We start from the raw sequence: 22,822 nt of genomic DNA on the forward strand, positions 1-22,822 counted from the left end.
TCTTTTTTGATACCTTTGGAATAGTATTTGAAATTAGAGTCATAAACCACACATAAACTTAAACTTAGAGTATGAAAAAAACATTTTATTTACTTGCTTTATTAATGCTATGGGGTTCTTTGGCAAATGCACAAGAAAAATCTTACCAAGGTGGAGAATGGTTTAAATTTAGAATTCATTACGGTTGGTTTAATGCTAGTTATGCCACTTTAGAGGTGAATGAAGAGAATTATAATTCTAATCAAGTTTATCACGTAATTGGTAAAGGAAAATCTACTGGGTTAATGCACGTGTTTTTTGGAGTAGATGATACTTATGAAACTTACATAGATAAATCGAGTAATCTGCCTTTAAAATTTGTGAGAAATATAAATGAAGGCGGCTATGAGAAGAATAGACTTATCTATTTTGATCAAAAATTAAAAAAAGCAAAAGTAAAAGATCTTAAAAAAGATACAGAAAACACATTTGAGACTAAAGCTAATGTACAAGATATGCTCTCTGTTTTTTATTTCTTAAGAAATAAAATAGATGTAAATCACTTAAAAGAAGGTGATGAGTTGTTTGTAGATTTATTTTTTGACGATGAAATCCATAAATTTAAAACAGTCTTTCTAGGTCGGGAAGTACTAAAAACTAAATTTGGTAAAATTAATTCACTAAAATTTAGACCCTATGTTCAAGCAGATCGTATTTTTAAAGAAGAAGAAAGTCTTACTTTTTGGGTAAGTGATGACCATAACAAAATCCCTTTAAAAATAAAAGCTAACCTAGCAGTAGGTTCTTTAGAGGCAGATTTAGAGGAGTTTAAAGGGCTAAGGCATTCTTTTAAAGTAATTGTAGATTAGTTTTCTTCCTAATAAATTCAAAAAAATTATAGTTGTGTACGTCTATAGCTTTAAATATTTTTGCGGTTTTAAAAAATGATGGTACTTTGAGAAACATATATTTGGTTGCAGCGCTTATTCTTTCTACAATTATTTTTTCTTGCGAAAAGAAAAAAACTAACGAAAGTAGACCTGAAGAGAATAGGCCTGTAAAAAAAGTTCCTCCACAGATTAGAGAATATGGTTACCTTTTAAATGATTATAGAGTTGTAAGAGATACCATTCGTTTAGGTGATAGTTTTGGAGCTATTATGGATGCTAATGGGGTAACTAGAGGTGAAGTGTTTAGAATTTCAGAAACGGTGAAAGATACCTTTAATCCAGCAAGAATTGTTGCAGGTAAGCCTTATACCATTTTAAAAGCAAAAGATTCTTCGGCCGCTATCAAAGCATTTATTTATGAAAATGATCGCATCAATTATACGGTTGTTGATTTAGAAGATACTATAAAAGCTTTTACTGCAAAAAAGCCAGTTACAGTTAAAAGGAAAACTGCCTCTGGTGTGATTACTTCATCACTTTCTGGAGCGATGGATCATGAGGGGCTAAGCATACTTTTAGCTGATAAAATTGCCGATATCTATAGGTGGAAAATAGACTTTTTTAAAATTCAAAAAGGCGATCAATTTAAGCTTATTTATAACGAAAAATATATAAATGATACTGTTTATGCAGGAGTTGAAAATATTGAAGCTGCTGTATTAACGCATTACGATAATCCTTACTACGCTTTCGAGTTCGGGAAAGATAGTGTAAGTGGTTTTGCTAAATATTATGATAATGAAGCTAATTCTCTACAAAGTTTCTTCTTAAAAGCACCTTTAAAATTTTCTAGAATCTCTTCTAGATATACTAAAAGAAGATTTCATCCTGTACAAAAAAGATGGAAAGCTCACAAGGGGACAGATTATGCTGCACCTACTGGAACCCCAATTTGGTCTACTGCAGATGGTATAGTTATCAAATCCAGTTACACCAGAGGAAATGGAAACTATGTAAAAGTAAGACATAACGATAAGTACACTACTCAATACCTACATATGTCTAAACGAAATGCTAAAGTAGGACAGCGCGTAAAACAAGGAGATGTTATTGGGTTTGTAGGTCAAACTGGTTTGGCTACTGGTCCTCATGTATGTTATCGCTTTTGGGTAAATGGTAGACAAGTAGATCCTTACAAGCAGAACCTTCCGAGTTCAGAGCCATTAAAAGAAGAGTTGAAACCTAGTTATTACCTTCATATAGAGAGACTTAAAGAAGAGTTAGATAGTGTGCCGTTTAAAAAAATACCTAAGAAAATTTTATAAAATTTCATTAAAACATTTTCACGTAGTATATTTGCTTAACAATTCTTTAACATTGAAGATAAGGTTTTTAATAACAAGTTAAAGCGCAAAAGAACATTTGTTGTTTCTTTTGCATCGCAAACAATTAATTAAATTCGAACTGCAAAATGAAAAAATTATTTACAATGATGTTGCTCTTTGCAACGAGTATAATTTTTGCTCAAGGTACAATTAAGGGGGTGGTAACAGACCCTGATTCAAATTTACCTATGCCCGGAGCAAATGTTATGATTGCGGGTACATCTAACGGAACCACAACAGACTTCAATGGAATGTTTTCGCTAGAAGTAGAGAAAGAACAAGGTACTTTAGTAGTGTCTTATGTGGGATTTTCTCAAAAAAGAATTAAATTTTCTATTCAAAATGGAGAAGTATTAGATCTTGGAGCTATTAGTTTAGAAGCAGATCAAAATGCTTTAGGTGAAATTGTTTTAGTAGGAAGAGGTGTGATTGATTTAGAGCAAGGAAGAAAAACACCAATCGCTGCTTCTACGGTTACTAGCGAAGAAATTCAAAGAAAAGCTGTGGGTAATGTTGAGTTTCCTCAAATTTTAAAGAACACTCCTAACGTTTATGTTTCTAACGCTTCAGGTGGTTTTGGAGATTCTCAAATGTTTGTTAGGGGTTTTGGTCAATCTAATACAGCATTTTTGCTAAACGGTCAGCCAATAAACGGTATGGAAGATGGGAATATGTATTGGTCTAATTGGTCAGGTTTAGCTGATATTGCTAGTGCTGTGCAAGTACAAAGGGGGCTTGGATCTTCAAAATTAGCGATATCTTCTGTAGGAGGAACAGTAAATATTGTTACTAAAGCAACTAATAAAACCGAAGGTGGATTTGCTAGGTTTATGGTTGGAAATGGTAGTTATATGAAAGGTACTGTTTCTTATGATACAGGTCTTAATGACAATGGTTGGGGCTTTTCATTTTTACTTGATTACTGGCAGGCACATAGCAAGTGGGCTAATGGAACTAAAGGTCAAGGACAAAATTATTTCTTTTCTGTAGGTAAAAAAGCAGGAAATCATAATTTCAATTTCTTATTGACGGGTGCTCCCCAATGGCATGATCAAAACTATTCTAAAGGGGCAGCCTTATATGATAGATACGGGCTTAAATACAATAATAATTATGGATTTAATAATGGAGATTATTTAAGTTCAAGAAGAAATTATTACCATAAACCAATCGTTAATTTAAATTGGGATTGGGATATTTCTGAGAAATCAAATCTTTCTACTGTGTTATATGCTTCTTTTGGTAGAGGAGGGGGAACAGGAACCTACGGTAATGGACCTGGTTACATAAATGGTTACCCTAACGGAGATCAAGATTTACAAAGAGGTGCTTATTCTGCAAGTAATGGTTTAATTGATTGGTCTTATGTTCAAAATGTTTACAATGCTTCACTTTCTACCGATGCTAATGGGAAGAGATATGCAAGACCTGGTGATCGTGAGGGTACAGTAATGAGAGGATCTGTTAATAATCATGCTTGGTATGGTTCTGTAATTAATTATGAGAATATTCTAACTGATGAACTTACTGTTAATGTAGGTGCAGATATTAGATTCTATAAAGGAGATCACTTTAGACAAATTACAGATTTGTTAGGTCTTGACGGTGTTCAGGAAAATTTTGGAGGAAATGAAAATAATATTGTAACCAAAACTTTTAATCCAGGTCCATGGTCTTCTTTATTTAATTATGCAGATGAAGGTGATAGAATAGATTATGATTATTCAGAAAATATTAATTATCAAGGAGGGTTTGCTCAAGTTGAATGGGCAAATGATGTAGTATCTGCTTTTGTTCAAGGAGCTTATTCAAATCAATCTTATAAGAGAGAAGATAGAGGTAACTTTGAGGGAACAAAAAAATCTGAAACTTTAAATAAAGCAGGATATAATATAAAAGCTGGAGCTTCTTGGATGTTTTCTGAAGGACATACAATCTTTGCAAACGCCGGAGATTACTCTAGACAACCATTTTTAGATAATATCTTCAATAATTATGATGATAATACTGAAATAGCTAAGCCAGAAGTAGATAATGAAAAAATCGTTGGTTTTGAAGCGGGTTATCGTTTTCAAACAAATGGGTTTCAGGTAAACCTAAATGCTTACTATACAAGTTGGGAAAATAGATTTTTAGGAGCTACAGGAGAATATCAAGATATTCAAAACGCAAGGTTTATATTTACAGACATAGCTCAAGTTCATCAAGGTTTAGAGCTTGATGCTAAGTACAATCTTGGTAACAGATGGATGGTTAGAGGTTATGCAACTGTTGGTGATTGGGTATACGATGGCTCAACTCCTGTTAGAATTATTGATGATAACGATAATAGTCTAGTAGAGACTACAAATGTAGATTTAAAAGACGTTAAAGTTGGGCAAGCTCCACAGACCTCAGCTGGTTTAGGTGCAAACTTTCAGGCTATCCCAAATAAATTATCAGTTAGTTTAGATTGGAATTATTATACAGATTTATATGGTTTCGTAGATGTAGAAGATGTAGCTTTTGCAAGTTTAAATAATGAAGTTTATAAGTCAGAAGAGTTAAATTCTTACTCTTTATTTGATTTGGGAGCTTCTTATAGTTTTGATTTTGGTGATCAAAGATTCATTCTTACAGGAAACGTTTATAATATTTTGGATCATGAATATATTAGTCAGAGTGATAACTATGGTTATTTCTACGGAAATGGAACTACTTGGAATTTTTCTGCAAAATATAGTTTTTAATAAATTTAGTTAAGTACAAAAAAACCGCTACGATTTGTAGCGGTTTTTTTATGCAAAAAAATTACCTTTACAATTCAAAATAAAAATTATGTATAGAGCAATTTATTACCTTCATTCTTACTGGGCATATTTAGTATTGTTAGTTGTAATCTTGGCAACGATTAACGCGATAACTGGAGTGATTTCTAAACGGTCATATGGTCCTAAAGATTTTAGAGTGTCGTTATTTGCTCTTATTTGTACGCATATTCAATTATTAATAGGGATCGTTTTATTTTTTGTCTCCGATAAAATAGTTTGGTTTACCGAAGGTGTGCCTGTAAAAGATATCATGAGTGATAGTACGTTAAGGCTGTATAATGTAGAGCACCCGTTAATGATGATTATTGCAATTACTTTTATTACAATAGGATATTCTAAGCATAAAAAGAAATTGTCTTCGGCTCCTAAATTTAAGATGCTAGCTATATTTTATCCTTTAGCGCTTATTGCAATGTTGGCAATGATTCCTTGGGCAGCTTGGTTCTAATCAGGTTCGTAGCTTAAAATATCTGCTGGTTGGCAATCTAATGCTTCGCAAATTACTTCTAACGTAGAAAACCGAATTGCTTTCGCTTTTCCTGTTTTTAAAATCGAAAGGTTGGCAGTGGTAATCCCAATTTTATCTGCTAAATCTTTAGATTTCATTTTAAGCTGCTGCAAAACTTCATCTAAATTAATAGTAATAGACATTTGATGTGTTTTATTTAGATGGTAAGTTCATTCTCTTCTTTCAGTTTTGTAGATTCAGCTAAGATTTTACTCATTACAATAAAGCTTATGCCAGTTACAAGCGTGAAAATGATCAAATGCATTTGCCATTTTTCTGGTGAAATTTGATGTTCAGTTGAAATAATTTTTGTTGAAAAAACTGCTATTAAAGCTATTAGAGAACTTGCGGTAGCGTAAATACCTGAGTGCTTTAAAGATTTTATATTTTCGTTTATAAATATTCTTTCTTTAAGAAGGTTATTTTACTACTCTTTTTAAATAAACCACCGCAAAATAAAAACCAGCAACACCAACATAATTAACTAATCCAATTACGATAGATGCTGTTGTTCTGTTTTCAGGAGAAGTGACAATATGTTGAATAATGTCGGTGCTTAATGTGAAAAGTGAAATAATTAATATTAGGATAAAACTATAAAAGTTTAGCGCTAATATAAGCTCTAGAAAACTAATAATGATTTTAAGAATTTTTGTAATTCGCATAAAAAGTAAATTATTGTTTATCAATAATTTTTTTAGATTTTATTTTTGGATTGTTTCTAACTTTACCGTAAACCCAACAATGTTATGAACTTGTTAAACCCTTATTTAGAAAAGGCTTTAGGTGTTTAAAAATCGAATATAAACTGTATATTTGTTGTTCTAGTTTTTAAAAAAAAATATGCTGATAGCCATTTTAACAGGTTTTATTTTTGCTATTCTTCTATTTTTTGGAGGGAAGAGATTAGTGATTAATAAACTTGCTTTACTGCCTACCCTAATCCCTTTAGGTTTATTTATTTATTTTATTCGATTTATCGGCGATATTTCAAATCAGAATTTCATCTATAAAACCTATGAGTGGATACCATCACTAGGAGTAAATCTTAGCTTTACTTTAGACGGATTGTCTCTATTGTTTACTTTATTAATTACAGGTATAGGAACGCTCGTTTTTGCTTATACTTCAAGTTACTTAAAAGGACATCCTTATCTAGATCGTTTTTATGCTTACTTGAGTGTATTTATGGCGGCTATGCTTGGGCTCGTGTTATCTGATAATCTTATTTCTATATTTGTTTTTTGGGAATTAACGAGTATCAGTTCTTTCTTTCTTATAGGTTTTAACAATGACAGTGAAGCCTCAAGGAAATCTGCATTAACAGCTTTAGGTATAACAGGAGTTGGTGGATTATTATTGCTTGCTGGAGGTTTGGTTTTAGGGAATATATCTGGCAGTTTTAGTATTGCAGAAATGCTTGGTCAGAAAGATCTTATTCAAGGTCATGAACATTATATTTTAGCCGCATGTTTAATTTTTGGAGCTGCGTTTACAAAATCTGCTCAATTTCCATTTCATTTTTGGTTACCAGGAGCTATGAAGGCGCCAACTCCAGTTTCTACTTACTTGCACTCTGCAACAATGGTAAAAGCAGGAATTTATTTATTGTTTAGGCTAAGTCCATTAATGGGTGATACTCAATTTTGGAATACTACGTTAATGATTGTTGGAGGTATCACTATGTTGTATGCAGCTTTTCATTCTATATTTAGAACAGATATGAAGGGTATTTTAGCATATACTACAATTTCTGCTTTAGGGATATTAGTGTTTCTAATTGGTTTAGGTACACAAGAATCTTATTTGGCAGCGGGAGTGTTTATTATTGTGCATGCTTTATATAAAGCTACATTTTTTATGATGACTGGAGTAGTAGATCATCAAGCAAAAACCAGAAATGTGACAGAGCTTGCTGGGTTGAGAAAAGTCATGTTGCCAGTAGCAATAGCCGGAATTTTAGCTGCAATTTCTAATGCTGGCATTCCGCCAAGTGTAGGTTTTGTAGGTAAAGATTTAATCTACGAAGGTACTTTTCATTTTGAACATTCAGCTATTTTATTAACCATATTAGCGGTACTAACCAACGTTTTTATTTCTTATGCGGGTTATGTGGCGGGTATTAAGCCTTTTGTAGGTAAACTTCCTGAGAAATTTGAAAAGGTGAAATTTCCATCTATTTTTTTATGGTTACCCCCAGTTTTGTTAGGAAGTTTAGGTTTTATATTCGGTTTATTTCCGGTACTCATTCAAGATGCTTTAGTGAAGCCTATTTTATGGTCTATAGGGCAAGATGCTGCTGAAGTACATTTGAAACTTTGGCATGGGTTTACCCCAATTTTAGGGTTGAGTGCTTTAACGATTGGAGCTGGTATTTTACTTTATTTTCTACTGAAGCCTTCTCAGAAATTAGAACATTCAATAACACGTTTTGAAAAGATTTCACCTAAGTCTATTATGGAAGGTGTAAATACTGTTTTTATGATGTTTTCTGCATTTTGGACAAGAACTTTTCAGAATGGATATTTAAGAAATTATGTTTCAACAATAATTTTATTTTTAATTATGTTGATGGGTTTCACCTTAATTGGTGGTACTACTTATCACATTGATTATGCTTCATTTGCAAAGTTAACGATCTATGAAATAGTGATTCTATTTGTATTAGTTTTTGCTATAGGTTTAATTGTATTTGCGAAGTCTAGATTGGCAGCGGTTGTGGCTACGGGAATCATGGGGTATTCAATTTGTTTATTGTTTGTGTTCTATAGCGCGCCAGATTTAGCGATGACTCAGTTTGCGATAGACACATTAACCGTAATTTTGTTTGTGTTAGTATTGTATAGATTACCTAAATATTTAAAATTATCAGATTTTAAAGTTAGAATTAGAGATGGCGTATTATCAATTGCTTTTGGTGCTTTAATTACTATTTTAGCATTAGAAGTACTTGCACAGCCTGTAAATTCAGAAATTAGCGATTTTTATGCAAAAAATTCATATTTATTAGCTCATGGAAAAAATGTTGTCAATGTAATTTTGGTAGATTTTAGAGGGGCAGATACGATGGTAGAGATTTCAGTATTAGCTATTTCTGCGATTGGCGTTTTCGGTTTGTTAAAACTAAGATTAAAAAGTGTTGAACGTTATCAAAAATAACCTTTTAAGATTATGAAAACACTTATTCTAAGAACAGCTTCTAATTATCTATTACCAATATTATTGTTGTTCTCTATATTTATTTTATTAAGAGGGCATTACTTGCCAGGAGGTGGTTTTGTTGGGGGTTTAATAGCGTCTATTGCTTTTGTATTACATGCTTTTGCAAACGGACTAAAAGATACCAAGAAGTTATTGAAATTTCATCCAGGTTTTTTAATGCCTGTTGGTTTAGCGATTTCTTTTTTAAGCGGAGCTTTACCTGTATTGGTTTTTGATGAACCTTTTATGACGGGCCTTTGGATGCACGACGCTATTCCTGTTTTAGGAAAATTAGGCACCGCTTTATTTTTCGATATAGGCGTGTATATTGTAGTGCAGGGAGTTACATTAACTATTATTTTTACAATTTCAGAATCAGCTTAATATGGAGTTTCTCTTAGCGATAATAACAGGTTTACTTTATGCCGCAGGTTTGTATATGATGCTGCGCAGAAGCTTGGTAAAACTGATTATTGGCTTAATTATTATTAGTAACGGAGCTAATCTTCTTATTTTCTTATTAGGGAGAATAACCAAGGGACATCCGCCAATTATACCAAAAGGCTCTGAAGTTTTTACTGAAATTTATGCAGATCCAGTGCCGCAAGCTTTAATATTAACTGCTATTGTGATTAGTTTTGGTTTGCAGTCTTTTGCCATTATCTTGATAAAAAGAGCTTATCAAGCGGTGAAAACAGACGATTTAGATGAGATGAATACTATTGAAGAAGATATTAGATAAATGACGCAACAACTCTTATTATATCCGCTATTGTTTCAATTATTTTTGAGTATTCTCTTGATGTTCTTTTGGACAAAAATAGAAACTCAAAAAGTAATTAGCATCGTGGGAAGTTGCATTGCGGTGTTTCTTTCAGCTTTATTATTTTATGAAGTTTGGAATTTTGGAACGCAAACCGTACAAGCAGCAAATTGGGAAGCCCCTTACGGCATCACCTTTGTTGCAGATACACTTTCGGCAACTTTGGTACTGTTAACCTCTATCGCAGGATTAGCGGTTTCTTTATACTCTTCAGCTTCAGTAATACCCGCAAGATTAAGGTTTGGCTATTTTTCTATTTACCATTTTTTATTATTAGGGTTAACGGGAGCTTTCTTAACTGGAGATATTTTTAACTTATATGTTTGGTTTGAAATTATTATTATTTCCTCTTTTGTATTAATCACCCTAGGAGGAGAAAAAGCACAGATTGAAGGCGCCGTGAAGTATTTTACATTAAATATTTTAGCATCAATCATATTCTTAACAGCAATAGCTGTGCTTTACGGACTTGCAGGTTCTTTAAATATGGCAGATTTAGCGGTTTTAGTGCCGCAATTAGAAAATCGAAGATTAGTAGAAGTAGCTGCTATTTTATTTTTAGTAGGCTTCGGAATTAAATCGGCTGTATTCCCACTTTACTTTTGGTTGCCGGCATCTTATCATACGCCACCTTCTGCGGTCGCTGCTATCTTTGGTGGTTTGCTAACGAAAGTAGGAGTTTATGCATTGATAAGAATTTTCAGTCTTATCTTCTTGAAAGATGTATTTTTAGATGAAATACTTATGGTGATAGCAGTCTTAACGCTGTTTAGCGGAGCTATTGGTTCATTGGTTCAGAGAAACGTGAGAAAAGCATTTTCATACCTAATTATTTGTCATATTGGTTTTATGATTGGAGGTTTAGCTATGTTTACAAAAGTTGCATTAACGGGAATGGTATTTTACTTGATTCATGATATTATGGTGAAAACCAATCTATTCATGATTAGTGGCTTAATCTATCGTATTAAAGGAACTAATAATATGAAGTATCTAGGAGATCTATATGATAAATTTCCTAAGCTTAGCTTTTTAATGTTTATTCCTTTTCTGTCTTTAATCGGGGTGCCACCATTTTCTGGTTTTTGGCCAAAAATTTCATTGATTTTAGCTACTTTAGAACAAAAGAATTATATTTTATTGGGAGCAATTATTTTTGGAAGTTTACTTACTTTAATTATTATTGCTAGACTTTGGTCTGAAGTTTTTTGGAAAAAAGGAGAAGAGCTACCTGTAAGAAAGCACTTTCTTTATTATCAAAAAATGACAAACCTAAAGAAAGTGCAATTTATTGCACCAATCATTATGTTGACTGGAGTTTCTCTATATATTGGTTTTGGAGCAGAACATATTCAGCAACTATCAAGCAGAATAGCTTCAGAATTATTTGATAATACTTCTTATATAGAAGCTGTAATGCCGCAAAATAAATAAGATGAAAAACAGATTTTTATCTAACATATTACTCACCTTTATCTGGGTTGCCATTACGGGAGACTTTGCTTTTCTAAACTATGTGTTTGGTTTTGTACTTAGTTTTATAATTATGTACGTAATCACTAAAGGAAGAGGTAATGCCAAGTATTTTAAAATAATCCCTAAGCTTATTTCTTTTATTTTATTTTTCCTTTGGGAATTATTAAAGGCCAATTTGCAAGTTGCTTATGATGTAGTTACACCAAAGTTTTACATGACGCCAGGTATTGTAAGAGTACCTTTAGAAGCTGAAACTAATTTAGAGATAACCTTATTGGCAAACTTAATTACTTTAACTCCAGGTACATTAAGCTTAGATGTTTCCGACGATAGAAAGGTGCTGTATGTGCATGCTATGTATTTAAAAGATAAGCAAGCATTTATTGATGATATTAAAAACGGATTTGAAAAACGTTTATTAGAGATTTTAAGATGACGATAGAAGAGTATCTATATTATATAATTTTACCTGTATTAGCCATTTCTGTATTGTTGGTGTTTTGCCGATTTGTGATAGGGCCAAGTATAGCAGACCGAGTAGTGGCTTTAGACTTACTAATAACTATAGGTATCACACTTATTGCTATTTATAGTATTGTATACAACCAATCTACATTTCTAGATATTGCAATGATTTTGGGATTAATCGCCTTTTTAAGTACGGTGGCATTTTCTTATTATTTAGAGAAAAGAAATCGTAAAAAAAGAGAAAAAAGCAAGGGAGATGAGTGATGTTTTTATTGTAATATTATCGAGTTTAGGAGCGTTGTTTATTCTCTTAGCAGCCGTAGGCTTTGTACGAATGCCAGATAGTTACCTAAGAATTTCGGTAACCACAAAAGCTGTAACCTTAGGTGTAGGTTTAATTTTAGCCAGTGCAGCTATATACTTTGATAATCTCTCGGTTACCTCTAGAGTATTGGCTATTATCTTATTTATCATCTTAACTTCACCCGTAGGTGCGCATTTAATAGGGAGAGCTTCTTACTTCTCTGGTAATAAACTTTGGGAAAAATCTATTACAGACGAGTTAGAAGGTAAATATCAACCCAACTCACACCGCTTATCTAGTGGTGAAGAGTATGAAGATGAAGATGAAAAACGAAAGAAAAAAATTCGAGAACGAGATCTTTTATAAGTGTCAAATCATCCTCAAGGAATACGTAAAAAACTTCAGCAGCGAAAAGCTAATCATTCGTTTAGAACACTTTCCTATTCAGCCGAGGGAGTAGATTTTTTTTCTAATGATTATTTAGGTTTTTCTAAAAACGATCAAATTTACCAGCAATCCTTAGCTTTTCTAGCGCTACATCAGCTACAACAAAATAATGCTACAGGTTCCCGATTATTATCTGGAAATCTTAAAATTCATATAAATACAGAAGCACAGATTGCTAAATTTCATGAAGCTGAGAGTGCTATTTTATTTAATTCTGGTTATGATGCTAATTTAGGATTTTTCTCTAGCGTGCCTCAGCGTGGCGATGTGGTTTTTTACGATGAGTTTATTCATGCCTCCATCCGTGATGGGCTGCAGCTAAGTTTAGCAAAATCATATAAGTTTAAGCATAATGATTTAAGAGATTTAAAAAATAAAGCTGAAAAAATAAATGCCTCAGGAGCTGTTTTTGTAGTGACAGAATCTGTTTTTTCAATGGATGGTGATAGTCCTAACTTAAAATCGTTTTTAGAGTTTTGTGATCAAAAGCAGTTCTTTTTGATAGTAGATGAAGCTCACGCATTAGGAGTTTTTGGCGAAAACGGTGAAGGTTTACTTCAACAACAAAATTTACATCATCAGGTTTTTGCTAGAATTGTTACCTTCGGAAAAGGTCTTGGTGCACACGGAGCGGTCGTTTTAGGAAGCTTAGAACTCAAAGACTTCATTGTTAATTTTACACGAAGCTTTATTTATACGACAGCAAACTCTCCACATGCGGTGGCTACTATTTCTTCTGCTTATCAAGAATTATTAAGCACTTCAGCCATAAAAAAACTTCATCAAAATATAGATTTTTTTAAGCAACAATTAAAAGAACTAAAATTAGAATCAAATTTTATTCAAAGCAATTCTGCTATTCAATGTAGTGTAATAAGTGGTAATGACCGTGTAAAACAAATAGCCAATACGCTTCAAGAACAGCACTTTTTAGTAAAGCCTATTTTATCGCCAACGGTAAAAAAGGGGCAAGAGCGATTAAGATTTTGTTTGCATAGTTATAATACTTCAGCAGAAATCACCTCAGTTTTGCAATGTCTAAAAAATGAACTTTTATAAATTAATATAATTTAGAATGAAACATATTTTTGTAACCGGAATTGGTACCGAAGTTGGTAAAACTGTAGCTTCTTCAATAGTTACAGAAGCTTTAAAAGCCGATTATTTTAAGCCTATTCAAGCTGGTGATTTAGAAAACTCAGATACTCATAAAGTTCAGCAATTGGTTAGTAATAAAATCACTCAATTTTTTCCTAATGCTTATGCGCTAAAAACCCCTATGAGTCCGCATGCAGCTGCAGAGAAGGATCATGTTCAAATTAAAGCTGAAACCATAGAACGTCCAATTTCTACAAATGATAATTTAGTGATTGAAGGAGCTGGCGGTTTATTAGTCCCATTAAATAATACAGAAACAATTGCAGATTTAATGCACCAAGACGATAAAATAATTGTGGTTTCTCGCCATTATTTAGGCAGTATTAATCATACATTACTCACAATAGAGGCATTAAAAACAAGAGGGCTTACTTGTGCAGGTATTATTTTTAGTGGTGAAAAACAGGCAAGTACCGAAAACATTATAACAAAAATGGCTGGCGTACCAATAATTGGTAGAATAGAACAAGAACCTTATTTTGATAAAAATGTAATAAGAGAATACGCTAATTTATTTCGCGAAAACTTACAAAACCTATGAGTAATCTAATTGAAAGAGATCAGCAACATATATGGCATCCGCTTACACAGCATAAAGTGAAAAAAGAGATGCTGCCTATCAAAAGCGCAAAAGGAGTTATGTTAACCGATCATGATGGGAAAGAATACATAGATGGTATATCTTCATGGTATACGGCTGTATACGGTCATTGTAATGAATACATTACAGAGAAAGTGTCTGCGCAAATGAAAAATTTAGATCAGGTAGTTTTTAGCGGATTTACACATCAACCTGCTGTAGAACTTTCTGAAGCGCTTATTGAAATTTTACCAGATGGGCAGCAGAAAATTTTCTTCAACGATAATGGCTCTACTGCGACTGAGATTGGAATTAAAATGGCTTTGCAATATCATTATAATCAGCAAAACGATCGTAAAGTAATGTTAGCTTTCGAAGAAGGTTTTCACGGCGATACTTTTGGGGCAATGTCGGTTTCAGATCTTTCGGTTTACAATGGCGCTTTTCAAGATCATTTTATAGCGGTAAAACGCATTCCTGTGCCAAATGGAAAAAATACCGATGAAATTTTAAAGCAAATCGAAGAAATTCATCAGCAAACCCCATTAGCTGGATTTATTTATGAACCTCTAGTACAAGGTGCCGCAGCGATGAAAATCCACGATGCTGAAGGTTTAAATGAAATATTGAGGTTTTGCAAACAACGAGATATAGTTATGGTTGCCGATGAAGTGATGACCGGTTTCGGAAAAACAGGAAAGAACTTCGCTTCTTATTATATTGAAACAAAACCCGATATTGTTTGTATGTCAAAAGCTTTAACTGCTGGTTTGTTGCCGATGGGAGCCACTTCTTGTACGCAAAAAGTATTCGATGCTTTTTATGATGAAGATATTGCGAAAGGCTTATTTCACGGGCATACCTATACGGCAAATCCGTTAGCTTGTGCGGCGGCTTTGGCAGGTATCGAGTTGTTAACTTCAGAAAAAATACAAAGTAATATTGAAAGAATTCATCAGCAACATTTAGCTTTCGCAAAAAAAATGAATTTAAATCCCTTAGTTAAAAACACCAGATGTTTAGGGACTATCTTTGCGATGGATTTAGCGGTTGAAAATTCTAGGTATGGTAATTTACGAGATAGAATTTATAACTTTTTTATGAGTAAAGGTATTTACCTAAGGCCATTGGGTAATACGGTTTATATTGCTTGCCCGTATGTGATTACAGAAATTCAATTAAATAAAATTTACATTGCAATTATAGGTTTACTCGATATTTTAAAAAATATTTAGGGATATTAATTTTATTTATGACTAATTAGTGAGATTATTTTAAATTATTTTGTTTTTATTTAAAAATGTATCATATTTACAGTATAATTTTTATTTAAAAGAGTTATATTAAATTAGGTTTGGGGTATCCTAATTTTAAAACTTCGGGCATTTAATGTTCGAAGTTTTTTTTTATGCGTTTAGTTGTTTAGATATTTGCGTCAAAAAGAAAGTTAGCTCTTGAAAAATAATTTATATATTAATTCATTTTCATCTATTTCTGCATTGGGTAATCATCCAGAAGAAATTTGGAGAAGTTACTTGCAGGCTTTGCCTCTATTTACTGCTGAAGATTTTGAAGATGAAAAAACTTATGTTTCTCAACTCAATCAAGCAGGGAAAGTTTTAGTAAAACAACTGCAAGAAGAAAGTACTCGTTATGAAAATTTAGACCCCTCGGTATTATATGCCATTATAACTGCGAGGCAAGTTGGTCATAATTTAGAAAAAAACACAGATATTGGAGTCAATATTGGTTCTTCTCGCGGGGCTACAGGTTTGTTTGAGAAATACCATCAACAGTATTTACAAGAAGGTAAAACCTCTCCCTTAGCATCGCCAACCACGACATTAGGAAATATATCTTCTTGGGTCTTACAAGATCTGGGAAGTAGTGGTCCAGAAATTAGTCATTCTATAACCTGTTCTACAGCGCTTCATGGTTTATTAAATGCAGCCGCTTGGTTAAAAAGTGGTATGGCAAAACAGTTTATTGTTGGGGGTAGTGAAGCGCCATTAACAAAATTTACAATTGCTCAAATGAAAGCCGTTAAATTATATGCTCTTTATAATGAACGTGAAATTTGGCCCAACAGAAGTTTAGAAATTGATAAGCAAAAAAACACAATGATTTTGGGAGAAGCTTCGGCTTCATTTTTTGTGAGTAAAAGCAAAGAAGATGCGATTGTTCAAATTTTAGGACTCGGTTATGCCTCAGAAAAACTAACACATAATATATCTATTTCTAAAGAGGCAAAATGTTTACAGCAATCAATGCAAAAGGCTCTAAAAGAGGCAAATTTAAAAACTGTAGATGCAATTGTTGCTCATGCACCTGGAACACGCAAGGGAGATTGGGCAGAAATTAACGCTATAAAAGCAGTTTTTCCAGAAAAGATTCCATTAATAACTTCAAATAAATTTTTAATAGGGCATACGTTTGGAGCTTCTGGAGGGATGAGTTTAGAAATGGCTATTTTAATGATTCAGCATCAACAATTTATTCCGAATCCGTTTTTTTTAAATGAAGAGTCTATTTCAGAAAACATAAATACAGTGATGGTGAATGCTGTGGGTTTTGGAGGTAATGCGGTAAGTGTAATTATAAGTAAATTAGATAATTAATAATTAGCAAGATTTAAACAATGCTAAATTTTTAATGAAACGATGATATAAACCTATTGATTTAGTACTTTTGAATATCAATTTAGATTTTTATGGCAACAAAACACAACTGGACAAAAGAAGAAATTCTAGAAATATATAATAAACCTTTAATGCAATTACTTTATGATGCTGCTACAGTACATAGAGAATTTCATGACCCTAATACCGTACAAGTTTCTACTTTACTTTCAATAAAAACAGGTGGCTGTCCTGAAGATTGTGGCTATTGCCCACAAGCAGCACGTTACCATACAGATTTAGAAGGTAACGAGCTCATGAGTGTAAATCAAGTAAAAGCACAGGCCTTAAGAGCTAAATCTTCTGGGAGTTCTCGTGTTTGCATGGGAGCAGCATGGCGTAATGTAAAAGATGGACCTGAATTTGACAATGTTTTAGAGATGGTGAGAACTATTAATAAACTAGATATGGAAGTTTGTTGTACGCTAGGAATGCTTACAGAAAATCAAGCCAAACGTTTAGAAGAAGCAGGTTTGTATGCGTATAATCACAATTTAGATACTTCTGAAGAATATTATAAAGAAGTAATTTCTACGCGTGGTTATGAAGATAGACTTGAAACCTTAGATAATGTTAGAAAAACAAATGTTACCGTTTGTAGTGGTGGGATTATAGGAATGGGAGAGAAGGCTGAAGATCGTGCAGGAATGTTGGTTTCTTTAGCAAGATTAAGTCCTCAACCAGAATCTGTACCTATTAATGCACTGGTTCCTGTAGAAGGAACACCGCTAGAAGAGCAGCAAAAAGTTTCTATCTGGGAAATGGTAAGAATGGTTGCGACTACTAGAATCGTAATGCCGCAAACTCAAGTTAGATTATCTGCGGGAAGAACAGATATGAGTAGAGAAGGACAAGCCATGTGTTTTCTTGCCGGTGCTAATTCAATATTTGCGGGAGATAAGTTATTAACTACGCCTAACCCAGACGTTAATGAAGATATGTTAATGTTTAAAGAATTAGGCTTAAATGTTCAAAAACCTTTCGAAAAACACGAACAGCGAAAAACGGTAGAAAAAGAAGATTCTAAGATAGGTGCGCTTGGCGAAAAACCAAAATGGACAAGACCGGGTCATCAGATCGATCGAAACCTAGAAGCTCAAAATAAAAAAGTTAAAGCTTAATTTTTTCGTGAACATTATAGATAAAAAAGAGACCAATTGGTCTCTTTTTTATTGATTAAAATTGATCTTAATGACAACTTTATAATCATGAATTCATATTTATTTAAAATATATATAATTTTTTTTACATCTATAGGATTAGAGCTAATTTTGCAATCTAATTGATGAAAGACTGAGAATTATAATGAAAGAGAATGAAGCTTAAATCTATAGATCGATTCAGCCGAATCACCAAAGAAGAATTCCAGAAACAATATTTTAAACCTCAGCAACCAGTTATTATAAAGAATTTTATAGAAGACTGGCCTGCATACTCTAAGTGGTCGCTAGATTATATGAAAGAAGTTGCCGGAGATAAAACCGTGCCGCTGTATGACGATAGACCAGTACGTCATGACGAAGGTTTTAATGAAGCTCATGCTAAAATGAAAATGGCGAATTATGTAGATTTGCTAAAAACGAAGCCTACAAAATATAGAATTTTTTTGTGGAATATTTTAAAAGAAGTACCCTCATTACAAGAAGATTTTAATTACCCTGACTTTGGAGTGAAATTAATGAAAAGTTTACCGATGCTCTTTTTTGGTGGTGAAAATTCATATACATTTATGCATTATGATATTGATTTAGCTAATATATTTCATTTTCATTTTGAAGGGAAAAAGCGTGTAATTTTATTTGATCAAAAACAAAGTAAGTATTTGTATAAAGTCCCTCATTCGTTAATTACTAGGGAAGATATAGATTTCTCAGATCCAGATTATAAAAAATGGCCAGCTTTGCGATATGCAGAAGGTTTTGAAGCTAATTTAAATCATGGAGAGGTACTTTATATGCCAGAAGGCTATTGGCATTATATGCAATATATCACTCCTGGTTTTTCGATGAGTTTGCGTGCCGTTGCAAGAAACCCTAAAAATTTATCCAAGGCAATATATAATATTGCTGTAATGAGAAATTTCGATAATTTAATGCGTAAGCTCAAAGGACAAGCTTGGATAGATCATAAGAATGCTATGGCAATAGAAAAAAATAAATTTCATTAATAGTAATTTTTTTAGTAATATAAAATCTATCATTCTTCTTGCGCAAGCTCTCTCAGTCTTTCATAAACCAAATTACTTTCCCAACCTCGGTAGAAAAGGTAATCGGCAACTTTCTTTTTTTTCTTTAGCAGATTGGTTTCTTTGGTATTTTCCCATTTTTTAGTACAGAGTTTTTCAAATGTATCAAAATAGGCAGCTTCAGGTATTTCTTTTAGTGCGGTATCGATATTAAATCTAGAAATCTTTCTGAGTTTTAATTCTCTAACGATTCTAATTTTCCCCCATTTCTTTTGGTTGAATTTGCCTCTAGCAAAACTTTGTGAGAAACGCTCTTCATTTAGAAAATTTTCTTGAATAAGAGTGTAGATAATTTGTTGACGCGCTTCTGGAATCATGCGCATTTCGGTTAGTTTTTTTTCTATTTCTTGATGACAGCGTTCTTGGTAGGCGCAAAACTTCATCATTTTTAACGTGGCTTCTTTTACAGTATAAGTCGTTTGTTTTTCTTTCTTATTCATCACCAACAAAAATAAATAGAATATAAGTATTATGTGTAGTATAATCAATAAAAAAACGCCTAACAGTATCAACTGAAAGGCGTTTAAAATTTTAAATGATCTCTTCCCCATTATGATCGTGAAAGTGATACTCTAAATACGTGTAAGCATCTCTTGGTAAAATTTTTACCCATCGTTTATGATCAAAAAACCATTTACTTCTGGGTGATGGAATGCCTCTTGTTAAGTAGGCTGCCACAAAAGGATGTGCTGTTATAGACATCTTTTTATGACCTTTTTTAATTAATTTCTGTAAGTCTGCGTTAATCTTATTAATCACCACGATTGGAGCTTCTATTTCTCCATTTCCGTTAGGATTTTTCTCTCGGGTTTTAATATTCATCTCTGGCCTTACACGTTGTCTTGTAATTTGTATCAATCCAAATTTTGTGGGGGGTAGAATTTTGTGTTTTGCTCTATCATCGCTCATCTCATCTCTTAAATGATTATATAGCGCTTTTCTGTTATCTGCTTTATTCATATCTATAAAATCAACCACAATTATACCGCCCATATCTCTTAGGCGTAATTGTCTGGCAACTTCTGTTGCGCTAATTAAGTTAACTTCAAGAGCAGTTTCTTCTTGGTTCTTGGCTTTATTGCTGCGGTTACCACTGTTTACGTCAATAACGTGCATAGCTTCTGTATGCTCGATAACGAGATAGGCACCTTTGCTCATCGAGACGGTTTTGCCAAAGCCTGTTTTTATTTGTCTTTCGATACCAAATTTTTCAAAAATAGGAACATTAGATTGATACTGTTTTACGATAGACTCTTTGTCTGGCGAAATTTCAGTAACGTAATCTTTAATTTGCGTATAGAGTGCTTCTTCATCTGTGCAAATAGAAGTAAAACTTTCATTAAACAAATCTCTTAAAAGAGAGTTTGCTCTGTTAAGTTCTCCTAATACTTTAGAGGGAGTGCTGGCTTTATACAGTTTTTTACACATCCCCGTCCAACGATTCATCAAATTTTGAAGATCTTTGTCGAGGTCTGCTACTTTTTTGCCTTCTGCAACGGTACGAATTATAACACCAAAGCCTTTTGGTCTAATACTTTTAACAAGTCTTTTTAGACGGTCTTTCTCTTCTTTGTCTTCAATTTTTTGCGAAACTGAAATACGGTTAGAAAAAGGAACAAGTACCACGTACCTTCCTGCTAAGGAAAGCTCGCTGCTTATTCTAGGGCCTTTGGTAGAAATAGGTTCTTTAACGATTTGTACCAAAATCGATTGATTTGATTTTAAGACATCACTAATAGTTCCGTCTTTATCAATCTCATTTTCAAAAGAATAATTCTTAAGCGAATAATCTTTTAATTTACCTGTGCTTACACGTTTTACGAATTTTTGCAAAGAAGAAATTTGCGGCCCTAAGTCATGATAGTGTAAAAAACCATCTTTCTCATAGCCAACATTTACGAAGGCTGCGTTAAGGCCAGGAACAGCTTTTCTGATTTTGGCTAAATAAATATCGCCTACAGAAAAATTTCTGTCATTTTCTTCTTTGTGTAATTCAATTAGTTTTCCATCTTTTAATAAGGCAAAATCAATAGCAGAGGAATTGGATCTAATAATTAATTCCTTATTCATCATTCATGCATATTAGATTTTTATCCATACCTAACCTAAATAAGGTAAGTATAGATGGATTAAACAATAATTTTCACAGGATTTTGATTTCCTGGAGAAGTGTGAACAACACTTCAATGTCAATGAACTTTTTTCAAATAAAAAAAGTAGTTAGAAACTACTTTTTCTTGTGACGGTTAGCTCTTCTTCTTTTCTTACGCTTATGCGTTGCTACCTTATGTCTTTTTCTCTTTTTACCACTTGGCATAAATAAAGATTTTAAAAATTAATAATTCGTTTTATTTTACTTCTACGTTTGTTTTTACTCCTTCAACAAAAACTTTTGCAGGTTTAAATGCAGGGATATTATGTGCAGGTATTTTAATTGTAGTGTTCTTAGAGATGTTTCTTCCGGTTTTCTCTGCGCGAGTTTTGATAATAAAACTTCCGAAACCTCTTAAATAAACATTATCTCCGCTTTCTAAAGAAGTTTTCACTTCTTCCATAAAAGTCTCAATTGTAGCTTGAACATCACCTTTTTCCATTCCTAATTTCTCTGAAATATTCGCTACGATATCTGCTTTCGTCATTTTACAATTATTTTTGTTATAAATAGGGTTACATTTTTCAAGGGCGCAAATATACTAATTTAATATTCAATTAATCAAGCCTAAAGATTTAAATAGTAACGAAATAAACTTTTATCATTGTATTTTAACAATTATGGGAATGAATTTTTGTAAATTATTGATTGAATGGTATTTATTAAATCAGCGAGAACTGCCGTGGAGAGTAACAAAGAATCCCTATAACATTTGGATTAGTGAAATTATGCTACAGCAAACTCGAGTAGCGCAAGGTTTACCTTATTATTTAAAATTTGTAGAGGCATTTCCTACGGTTTTTGATCTTGCCAAAGCTTCAGAAGAAAAAGTGCTAAAACTATGGCAAGGCTTAGGGTATTATTCTAGAGCAAGAAACCTTCATTTTACCGCAAAACATGTAGCGCAAGAGTTAAATGGTGAATTCCCTAATACTTATAAAGAATTGAAAAAGCTAAAAGGAGTGGGAGATTATACAGCAAGTGCTATAGCTTCTATTTGTTTTAAAGAACCTGTTGCTGTGGTAGATGGAAATGTTTACAGGGTTTTATCGCGTGTTTTTGGTATAGATACACCTATTAATTCTACAGAAGGGATTAAAGAGTTTAAAATTTTAGCCGAAAAACTATTAGACAAATCTCAGCCAGATTTGTACAATCAAGCCATTATGGAATTTGGAGCTTTACATTGCAAGCCTAAAAGTCCATATTGTATAACTTGTCCTTTTCAATTAGAGTGTCAGGCATTTCAGCAGGGAAAAATAAATGAGCTTCCAGTGAAGTTGAAAAAAACAAAAGTGCTTACTAAATATTTTAATTATTTGGTGATTTTAAAAGAAGGGAAAACCGTGATTCAGCAGAGAAAAGGAAACGGGATTTGGAAAAATTTATATCAATTTCCGCTTTTAGAAACACCGAAAGAGGTGAGTGAGAAAGAATTTGAAGAATTACCAGAGGTGAGAGAGTTGCTGGGAGATAATTTCAAAAAAATAAATTTATTCAATAAAAAACCTATAAAACACGTACTTTCGCATCGTAAATTAATGGTCAAGTTTTGGGTAGTTACTGTAAATGAACTGCCGCAAGCAGTTTCAACTAAAACTTTTAAAGTAATAGCTTACCCAGATATAACGCTATATCCGGTTCCGGTATTAATAGAAAATTTTATAGAGAATTTCAATTTTACAAAATAAGACTTTTTTCTTACATTTACTAAAAGC

The 22,822-nt window shown here is 32.8% G+C and carries 24 protein-coding genes; 18 read left to right on the forward strand and 6 right to left on the reverse strand.

What is annotated here, in order from left to right; all coding sequences use genetic code 11:
• Window positions 1-71 precede the first annotated feature (71 nt).
• The 4 genes from KW502_RS00815 to KW502_RS00830 all read left to right on the forward strand — a co-directional run bounded on the left by KW502_RS00815 (window position 72) and on the right by KW502_RS00830 (window position 5,512).
• Window positions 72-848, forward strand: a complete 777-nt coding sequence (locus KW502_RS00815; RefSeq protein WP_219038627.1) for a DUF3108 domain-containing protein — start codon at window positions 72-74, stop codon at window positions 846-848.
• An 86-nt stretch (window positions 849-934) separates the two neighbouring features.
• Window positions 935-2,194: a peptidoglycan DD-metalloendopeptidase family protein gene (locus KW502_RS00820; RefSeq protein WP_219038628.1), complete on the forward strand. Its 1,260-nt coding sequence runs from the start codon at window positions 935-937 to the stop codon at window positions 2,192-2,194.
• Between the two features lie 146 nt (window positions 2,195-2,340).
• Window positions 2,341-4,983: a TonB-dependent receptor gene (locus KW502_RS00825; RefSeq protein ID WP_219038629.1), complete on the forward strand. Its 2,643-nt coding sequence runs from the start codon at window positions 2,341-2,343 to the stop codon at window positions 4,981-4,983.
• Between the two features lie 88 nt (window positions 4,984-5,071).
• Entirely contained in the window at window positions 5,072-5,512 is a 441-nt protein-coding gene (locus tag KW502_RS00830; RefSeq protein ID WP_219038630.1) for a hypothetical protein, read from the forward strand.
• Here the strand turns inward: KW502_RS00830 and KW502_RS00835 are convergent.
• From KW502_RS00835 to KW502_RS00845, 3 genes are read right to left on the reverse strand one after another with little or no spacing between them, the layout of a single operon-like run.
• Window positions 5,509-5,715, reverse strand: a complete 207-nt coding sequence (locus tag KW502_RS00835; protein ID WP_219038631.1) for a helix-turn-helix domain-containing protein — start codon at window positions 5,713-5,715, stop codon at window positions 5,509-5,511. The two genes, KW502_RS00830 and KW502_RS00835, sit on opposite strands and share 4 nt — an antisense overlap.
• Before the next feature lie 14 nt (window positions 5,716-5,729).
• Window positions 5,730-5,975 (reverse strand): DUF2975 domain-containing protein, encoded by a 246-nt coding sequence (locus KW502_RS00840; protein WP_219038796.1) that lies wholly within the window; start codon window positions 5,973-5,975, stop codon window positions 5,730-5,732.
• A 16-nt stretch (window positions 5,976-5,991) separates the two neighbouring features.
• A complete protein-coding gene (locus KW502_RS00845) occupies window positions 5,992-6,237 on the reverse strand; it encodes a hypothetical protein (RefSeq protein WP_219038632.1) in 246 nt (81 codons plus the stop codon).
• Window positions 6,238-6,415: 178 nt separating this feature from the next.
• On the opposite strand from KW502_RS00845, the gene KW502_RS00850 reads away from it, so the two are divergent.
• The 13 genes from KW502_RS00850 (at window position 6,416) to KW502_RS00910 (ending at window position 18,874) form a co-directional block, all read left to right on the forward strand.
• On the forward strand, window positions 6,416-8,731 hold the full coding sequence (locus KW502_RS00850; RefSeq protein WP_219038633.1) for a putative monovalent cation/H+ antiporter subunit A: 2,316 nt from the start codon (window positions 6,416-6,418) through the stop codon (window positions 8,729-8,731).
• A 12-nt stretch (window positions 8,732-8,743) separates the two neighbouring features.
• Window positions 8,744-9,157 (forward strand): Na+/H+ antiporter subunit B, encoded by a 414-nt coding sequence (locus KW502_RS00855; RefSeq protein WP_219038634.1) that lies wholly within the window; start codon window positions 8,744-8,746, stop codon window positions 9,155-9,157.
• A 1-nt stretch (window position 9,158) separates the two neighbouring features.
• Entirely contained in the window at window positions 9,159-9,515 is a 357-nt protein-coding gene (locus KW502_RS00860) for a Na+/H+ antiporter subunit C (protein ID WP_219038635.1), read from the forward strand.
• The gene (locus tag KW502_RS00865) at window positions 9,516-11,030 is read left to right on the forward strand and encodes a proton-conducting transporter transmembrane domain-containing protein (protein ID WP_219038636.1); all 1,515 of its coding nucleotides are present in this window, start codon (window positions 9,516-9,518) and stop codon (window positions 11,028-11,030) included.
• A gap of 1 nt (window position 11,031) precedes the next feature.
• Window positions 11,032-11,508 carry a Na+/H+ antiporter subunit E gene (locus KW502_RS00870; protein WP_219038637.1) on the forward strand — a complete coding sequence of 159 codons (477 nt, stop codon included), beginning with the start codon at window positions 11,032-11,034 and terminating at the stop codon, window positions 11,506-11,508.
• Window positions 11,505-11,804 carry a cation:proton antiporter gene (locus KW502_RS00875; RefSeq protein ID WP_219038638.1) on the forward strand — a complete coding sequence of 100 codons (300 nt, stop codon included), beginning with the start codon at window positions 11,505-11,507 and terminating at the stop codon, window positions 11,802-11,804. Before KW502_RS00870 ends, KW502_RS00875 begins: the two co-directional genes overlap by 4 nt.
• Window positions 11,797-12,210, forward strand: a complete 414-nt coding sequence (gene mnhG / locus KW502_RS00880) for a monovalent cation/H(+) antiporter subunit G (protein WP_219038639.1) — start codon at window positions 11,797-11,799, stop codon at window positions 12,208-12,210. Before KW502_RS00875 ends, mnhG begins: the two co-directional genes overlap by 8 nt.
• Window positions 12,211-13,350, forward strand: coding sequence for an aminotransferase class I/II-fold pyridoxal phosphate-dependent enzyme (locus tag KW502_RS00885; protein ID WP_219038640.1), 1,140 nt, complete (start codon window positions 12,211-12,213; stop codon window positions 13,348-13,350).
• Window positions 13,351-13,366: 16 nt separating this feature from the next.
• On the forward strand, window positions 13,367-13,990 hold the full coding sequence (gene bioD, locus KW502_RS00890; RefSeq protein WP_219038641.1) for a dethiobiotin synthase: 624 nt from the start codon (window positions 13,367-13,369) through the stop codon (window positions 13,988-13,990).
• Window positions 13,987-15,264, forward strand: coding sequence for an adenosylmethionine--8-amino-7-oxononanoate transaminase (bioA, locus tag KW502_RS00895; protein WP_219038642.1), 1,278 nt, complete (start codon window positions 13,987-13,989; stop codon window positions 15,262-15,264). Before bioD ends, bioA begins: the two co-directional genes overlap by 4 nt.
• 219 nt (window positions 15,265-15,483) lie before the next feature.
• Window positions 15,484-16,647, forward strand: a complete 1,164-nt coding sequence (locus KW502_RS00900; protein ID WP_219038643.1) for a beta-ketoacyl synthase N-terminal-like domain-containing protein — start codon at window positions 15,484-15,486, stop codon at window positions 16,645-16,647.
• A gap of 92 nt (window positions 16,648-16,739) precedes the next feature.
• Complete coding sequence (bioB, locus tag KW502_RS00905) at window positions 16,740-17,828, forward strand: biotin synthase BioB (RefSeq protein ID WP_219038644.1); 1,089 nt, start codon at window positions 16,740-16,742, stop codon at window positions 17,826-17,828.
• A 194-nt stretch (window positions 17,829-18,022) separates the two neighbouring features.
• A complete protein-coding gene (locus tag KW502_RS00910; RefSeq protein WP_219038645.1) occupies window positions 18,023-18,874 on the forward strand; it encodes a cupin-like domain-containing protein in 852 nt (283 codons plus the stop codon).
• Between the two features lie 29 nt (window positions 18,875-18,903).
• Here KW502_RS00910 and KW502_RS00915 read toward each other — a convergent pair whose 3' ends face one another.
• From KW502_RS00915 to KW502_RS00925, 3 genes are all read right to left on the reverse strand, one after another.
• Complete coding sequence (locus tag KW502_RS00915) at window positions 18,904-19,392, reverse strand: regulatory protein RecX (protein ID WP_219038646.1); 489 nt, start codon at window positions 19,390-19,392, stop codon at window positions 18,904-18,906.
• 91 nt (window positions 19,393-19,483) lie between these two features.
• Entirely contained in the window at window positions 19,484-21,022 is a 1,539-nt protein-coding gene (locus tag KW502_RS00920) for an Rne/Rng family ribonuclease (RefSeq protein ID WP_219038797.1), read from the reverse strand.
• Between the two features lie 278 nt (window positions 21,023-21,300).
• A complete protein-coding gene (locus KW502_RS00925) occupies window positions 21,301-21,591 on the reverse strand; it encodes an HU family DNA-binding protein (RefSeq protein WP_027885039.1) in 291 nt (96 codons plus the stop codon).
• Window positions 21,592-21,730: 139 nt separating this feature from the next.
• Between KW502_RS00925 and mutY the strand changes: the two genes are divergently transcribed.
• Window positions 21,731-22,795, forward strand: coding sequence for an A/G-specific adenine glycosylase (mutY, locus tag KW502_RS00930; RefSeq protein ID WP_219038647.1), 1,065 nt, complete (start codon window positions 21,731-21,733; stop codon window positions 22,793-22,795).
• Window positions 22,796-22,822: the final 27 nt, after the last annotated feature.

The organism is Mesonia aestuariivivens, from assembly GCF_019311235.1.
GTDB classification, from domain to species: Bacteria; Bacteroidota; Bacteroidia; order Flavobacteriales; family Flavobacteriaceae; genus Mesonia; species Mesonia aestuariivivens.

Bases quoted from the DNA above. Each gene is read 5' to 3' on its own strand.
- KW502_RS00815 (WP_219038627.1), top strand. From the start codon at position 72: ATGAAAAAAACATTTTATTTACTTGCTTTATTAATGCTATGGGGTTCT.
- KW502_RS00825 (WP_219038629.1), top strand. From the start codon at position 2,341: ATGAAAAAATTATTTACAATGATGTTGCTCTTTGCAACGAGTATAATT.
- KW502_RS00830 (WP_219038630.1), top strand. From the start codon at position 5,072: ATGTATAGAGCAATTTATTACCTTCATTCTTACTGGGCATATTTAGTA.
- KW502_RS00835 (WP_219038631.1), bottom strand. From the start codon at position 5,715: ATGTCTATTACTATTAATTTAGATGAAGTTTTGCAGCAGCTTAAAATG.
- KW502_RS00845 (WP_219038632.1), bottom strand. From the start codon at position 6,237: ATGCGAATTACAAAAATTCTTAAAATCATTATTAGTTTTCTAGAGCTT.
- KW502_RS00850 (WP_219038633.1), top strand. From the start codon at position 6,416: ATGCTGATAGCCATTTTAACAGGTTTTATTTTTGCTATTCTTCTATTT.
- KW502_RS00855 (WP_219038634.1), top strand. From the start codon at position 8,744: ATGAAAACACTTATTCTAAGAACAGCTTCTAATTATCTATTACCAATA.
- KW502_RS00860 (WP_219038635.1), top strand. From the start codon at position 9,159: ATGGAGTTTCTCTTAGCGATAATAACAGGTTTACTTTATGCCGCAGGT.
- KW502_RS00865 (WP_219038636.1), top strand. From the start codon at position 9,516: ATGACGCAACAACTCTTATTATATCCGCTATTGTTTCAATTATTTTTG.
- KW502_RS00870 (WP_219038637.1), top strand. From the start codon at position 11,032: ATGAAAAACAGATTTTTATCTAACATATTACTCACCTTTATCTGGGTT.
- KW502_RS00875 (WP_219038638.1), top strand. From the start codon at position 11,505: ATGACGATAGAAGAGTATCTATATTATATAATTTTACCTGTATTAGCC.
- mnhG (WP_219038639.1), top strand. From the start codon at position 11,797: ATGAGTGATGTTTTTATTGTAATATTATCGAGTTTAGGAGCGTTGTTT.
- bioD (WP_219038641.1), top strand. From the start codon at position 13,367: ATGAAACATATTTTTGTAACCGGAATTGGTACCGAAGTTGGTAAAACT.
- bioA (WP_219038642.1), top strand. From the start codon at position 13,987: ATGAGTAATCTAATTGAAAGAGATCAGCAACATATATGGCATCCGCTT.
- bioB (WP_219038644.1), top strand. From the start codon at position 16,740: ATGGCAACAAAACACAACTGGACAAAAGAAGAAATTCTAGAAATATAT.
- KW502_RS00910 (WP_219038645.1), top strand. From the start codon at position 18,023: ATGAAGCTTAAATCTATAGATCGATTCAGCCGAATCACCAAAGAAGAA.
- KW502_RS00915 (WP_219038646.1), bottom strand. From the start codon at position 19,392: ATGAATAAGAAAGAAAAACAAACGACTTATACTGTAAAAGAAGCCACG.
- KW502_RS00920 (WP_219038797.1), bottom strand. From the start codon at position 21,022: ATGAATAAGGAATTAATTATTAGATCCAATTCCTCTGCTATTGATTTT.
- KW502_RS00925 (WP_027885039.1), bottom strand. From the start codon at position 21,591: ATGACGAAAGCAGATATCGTAGCGAATATTTCAGAGAAATTAGGAATG.
- mutY (WP_219038647.1), top strand. From the start codon at position 21,731: ATGAATTTTTGTAAATTATTGATTGAATGGTATTTATTAAATCAGCGA.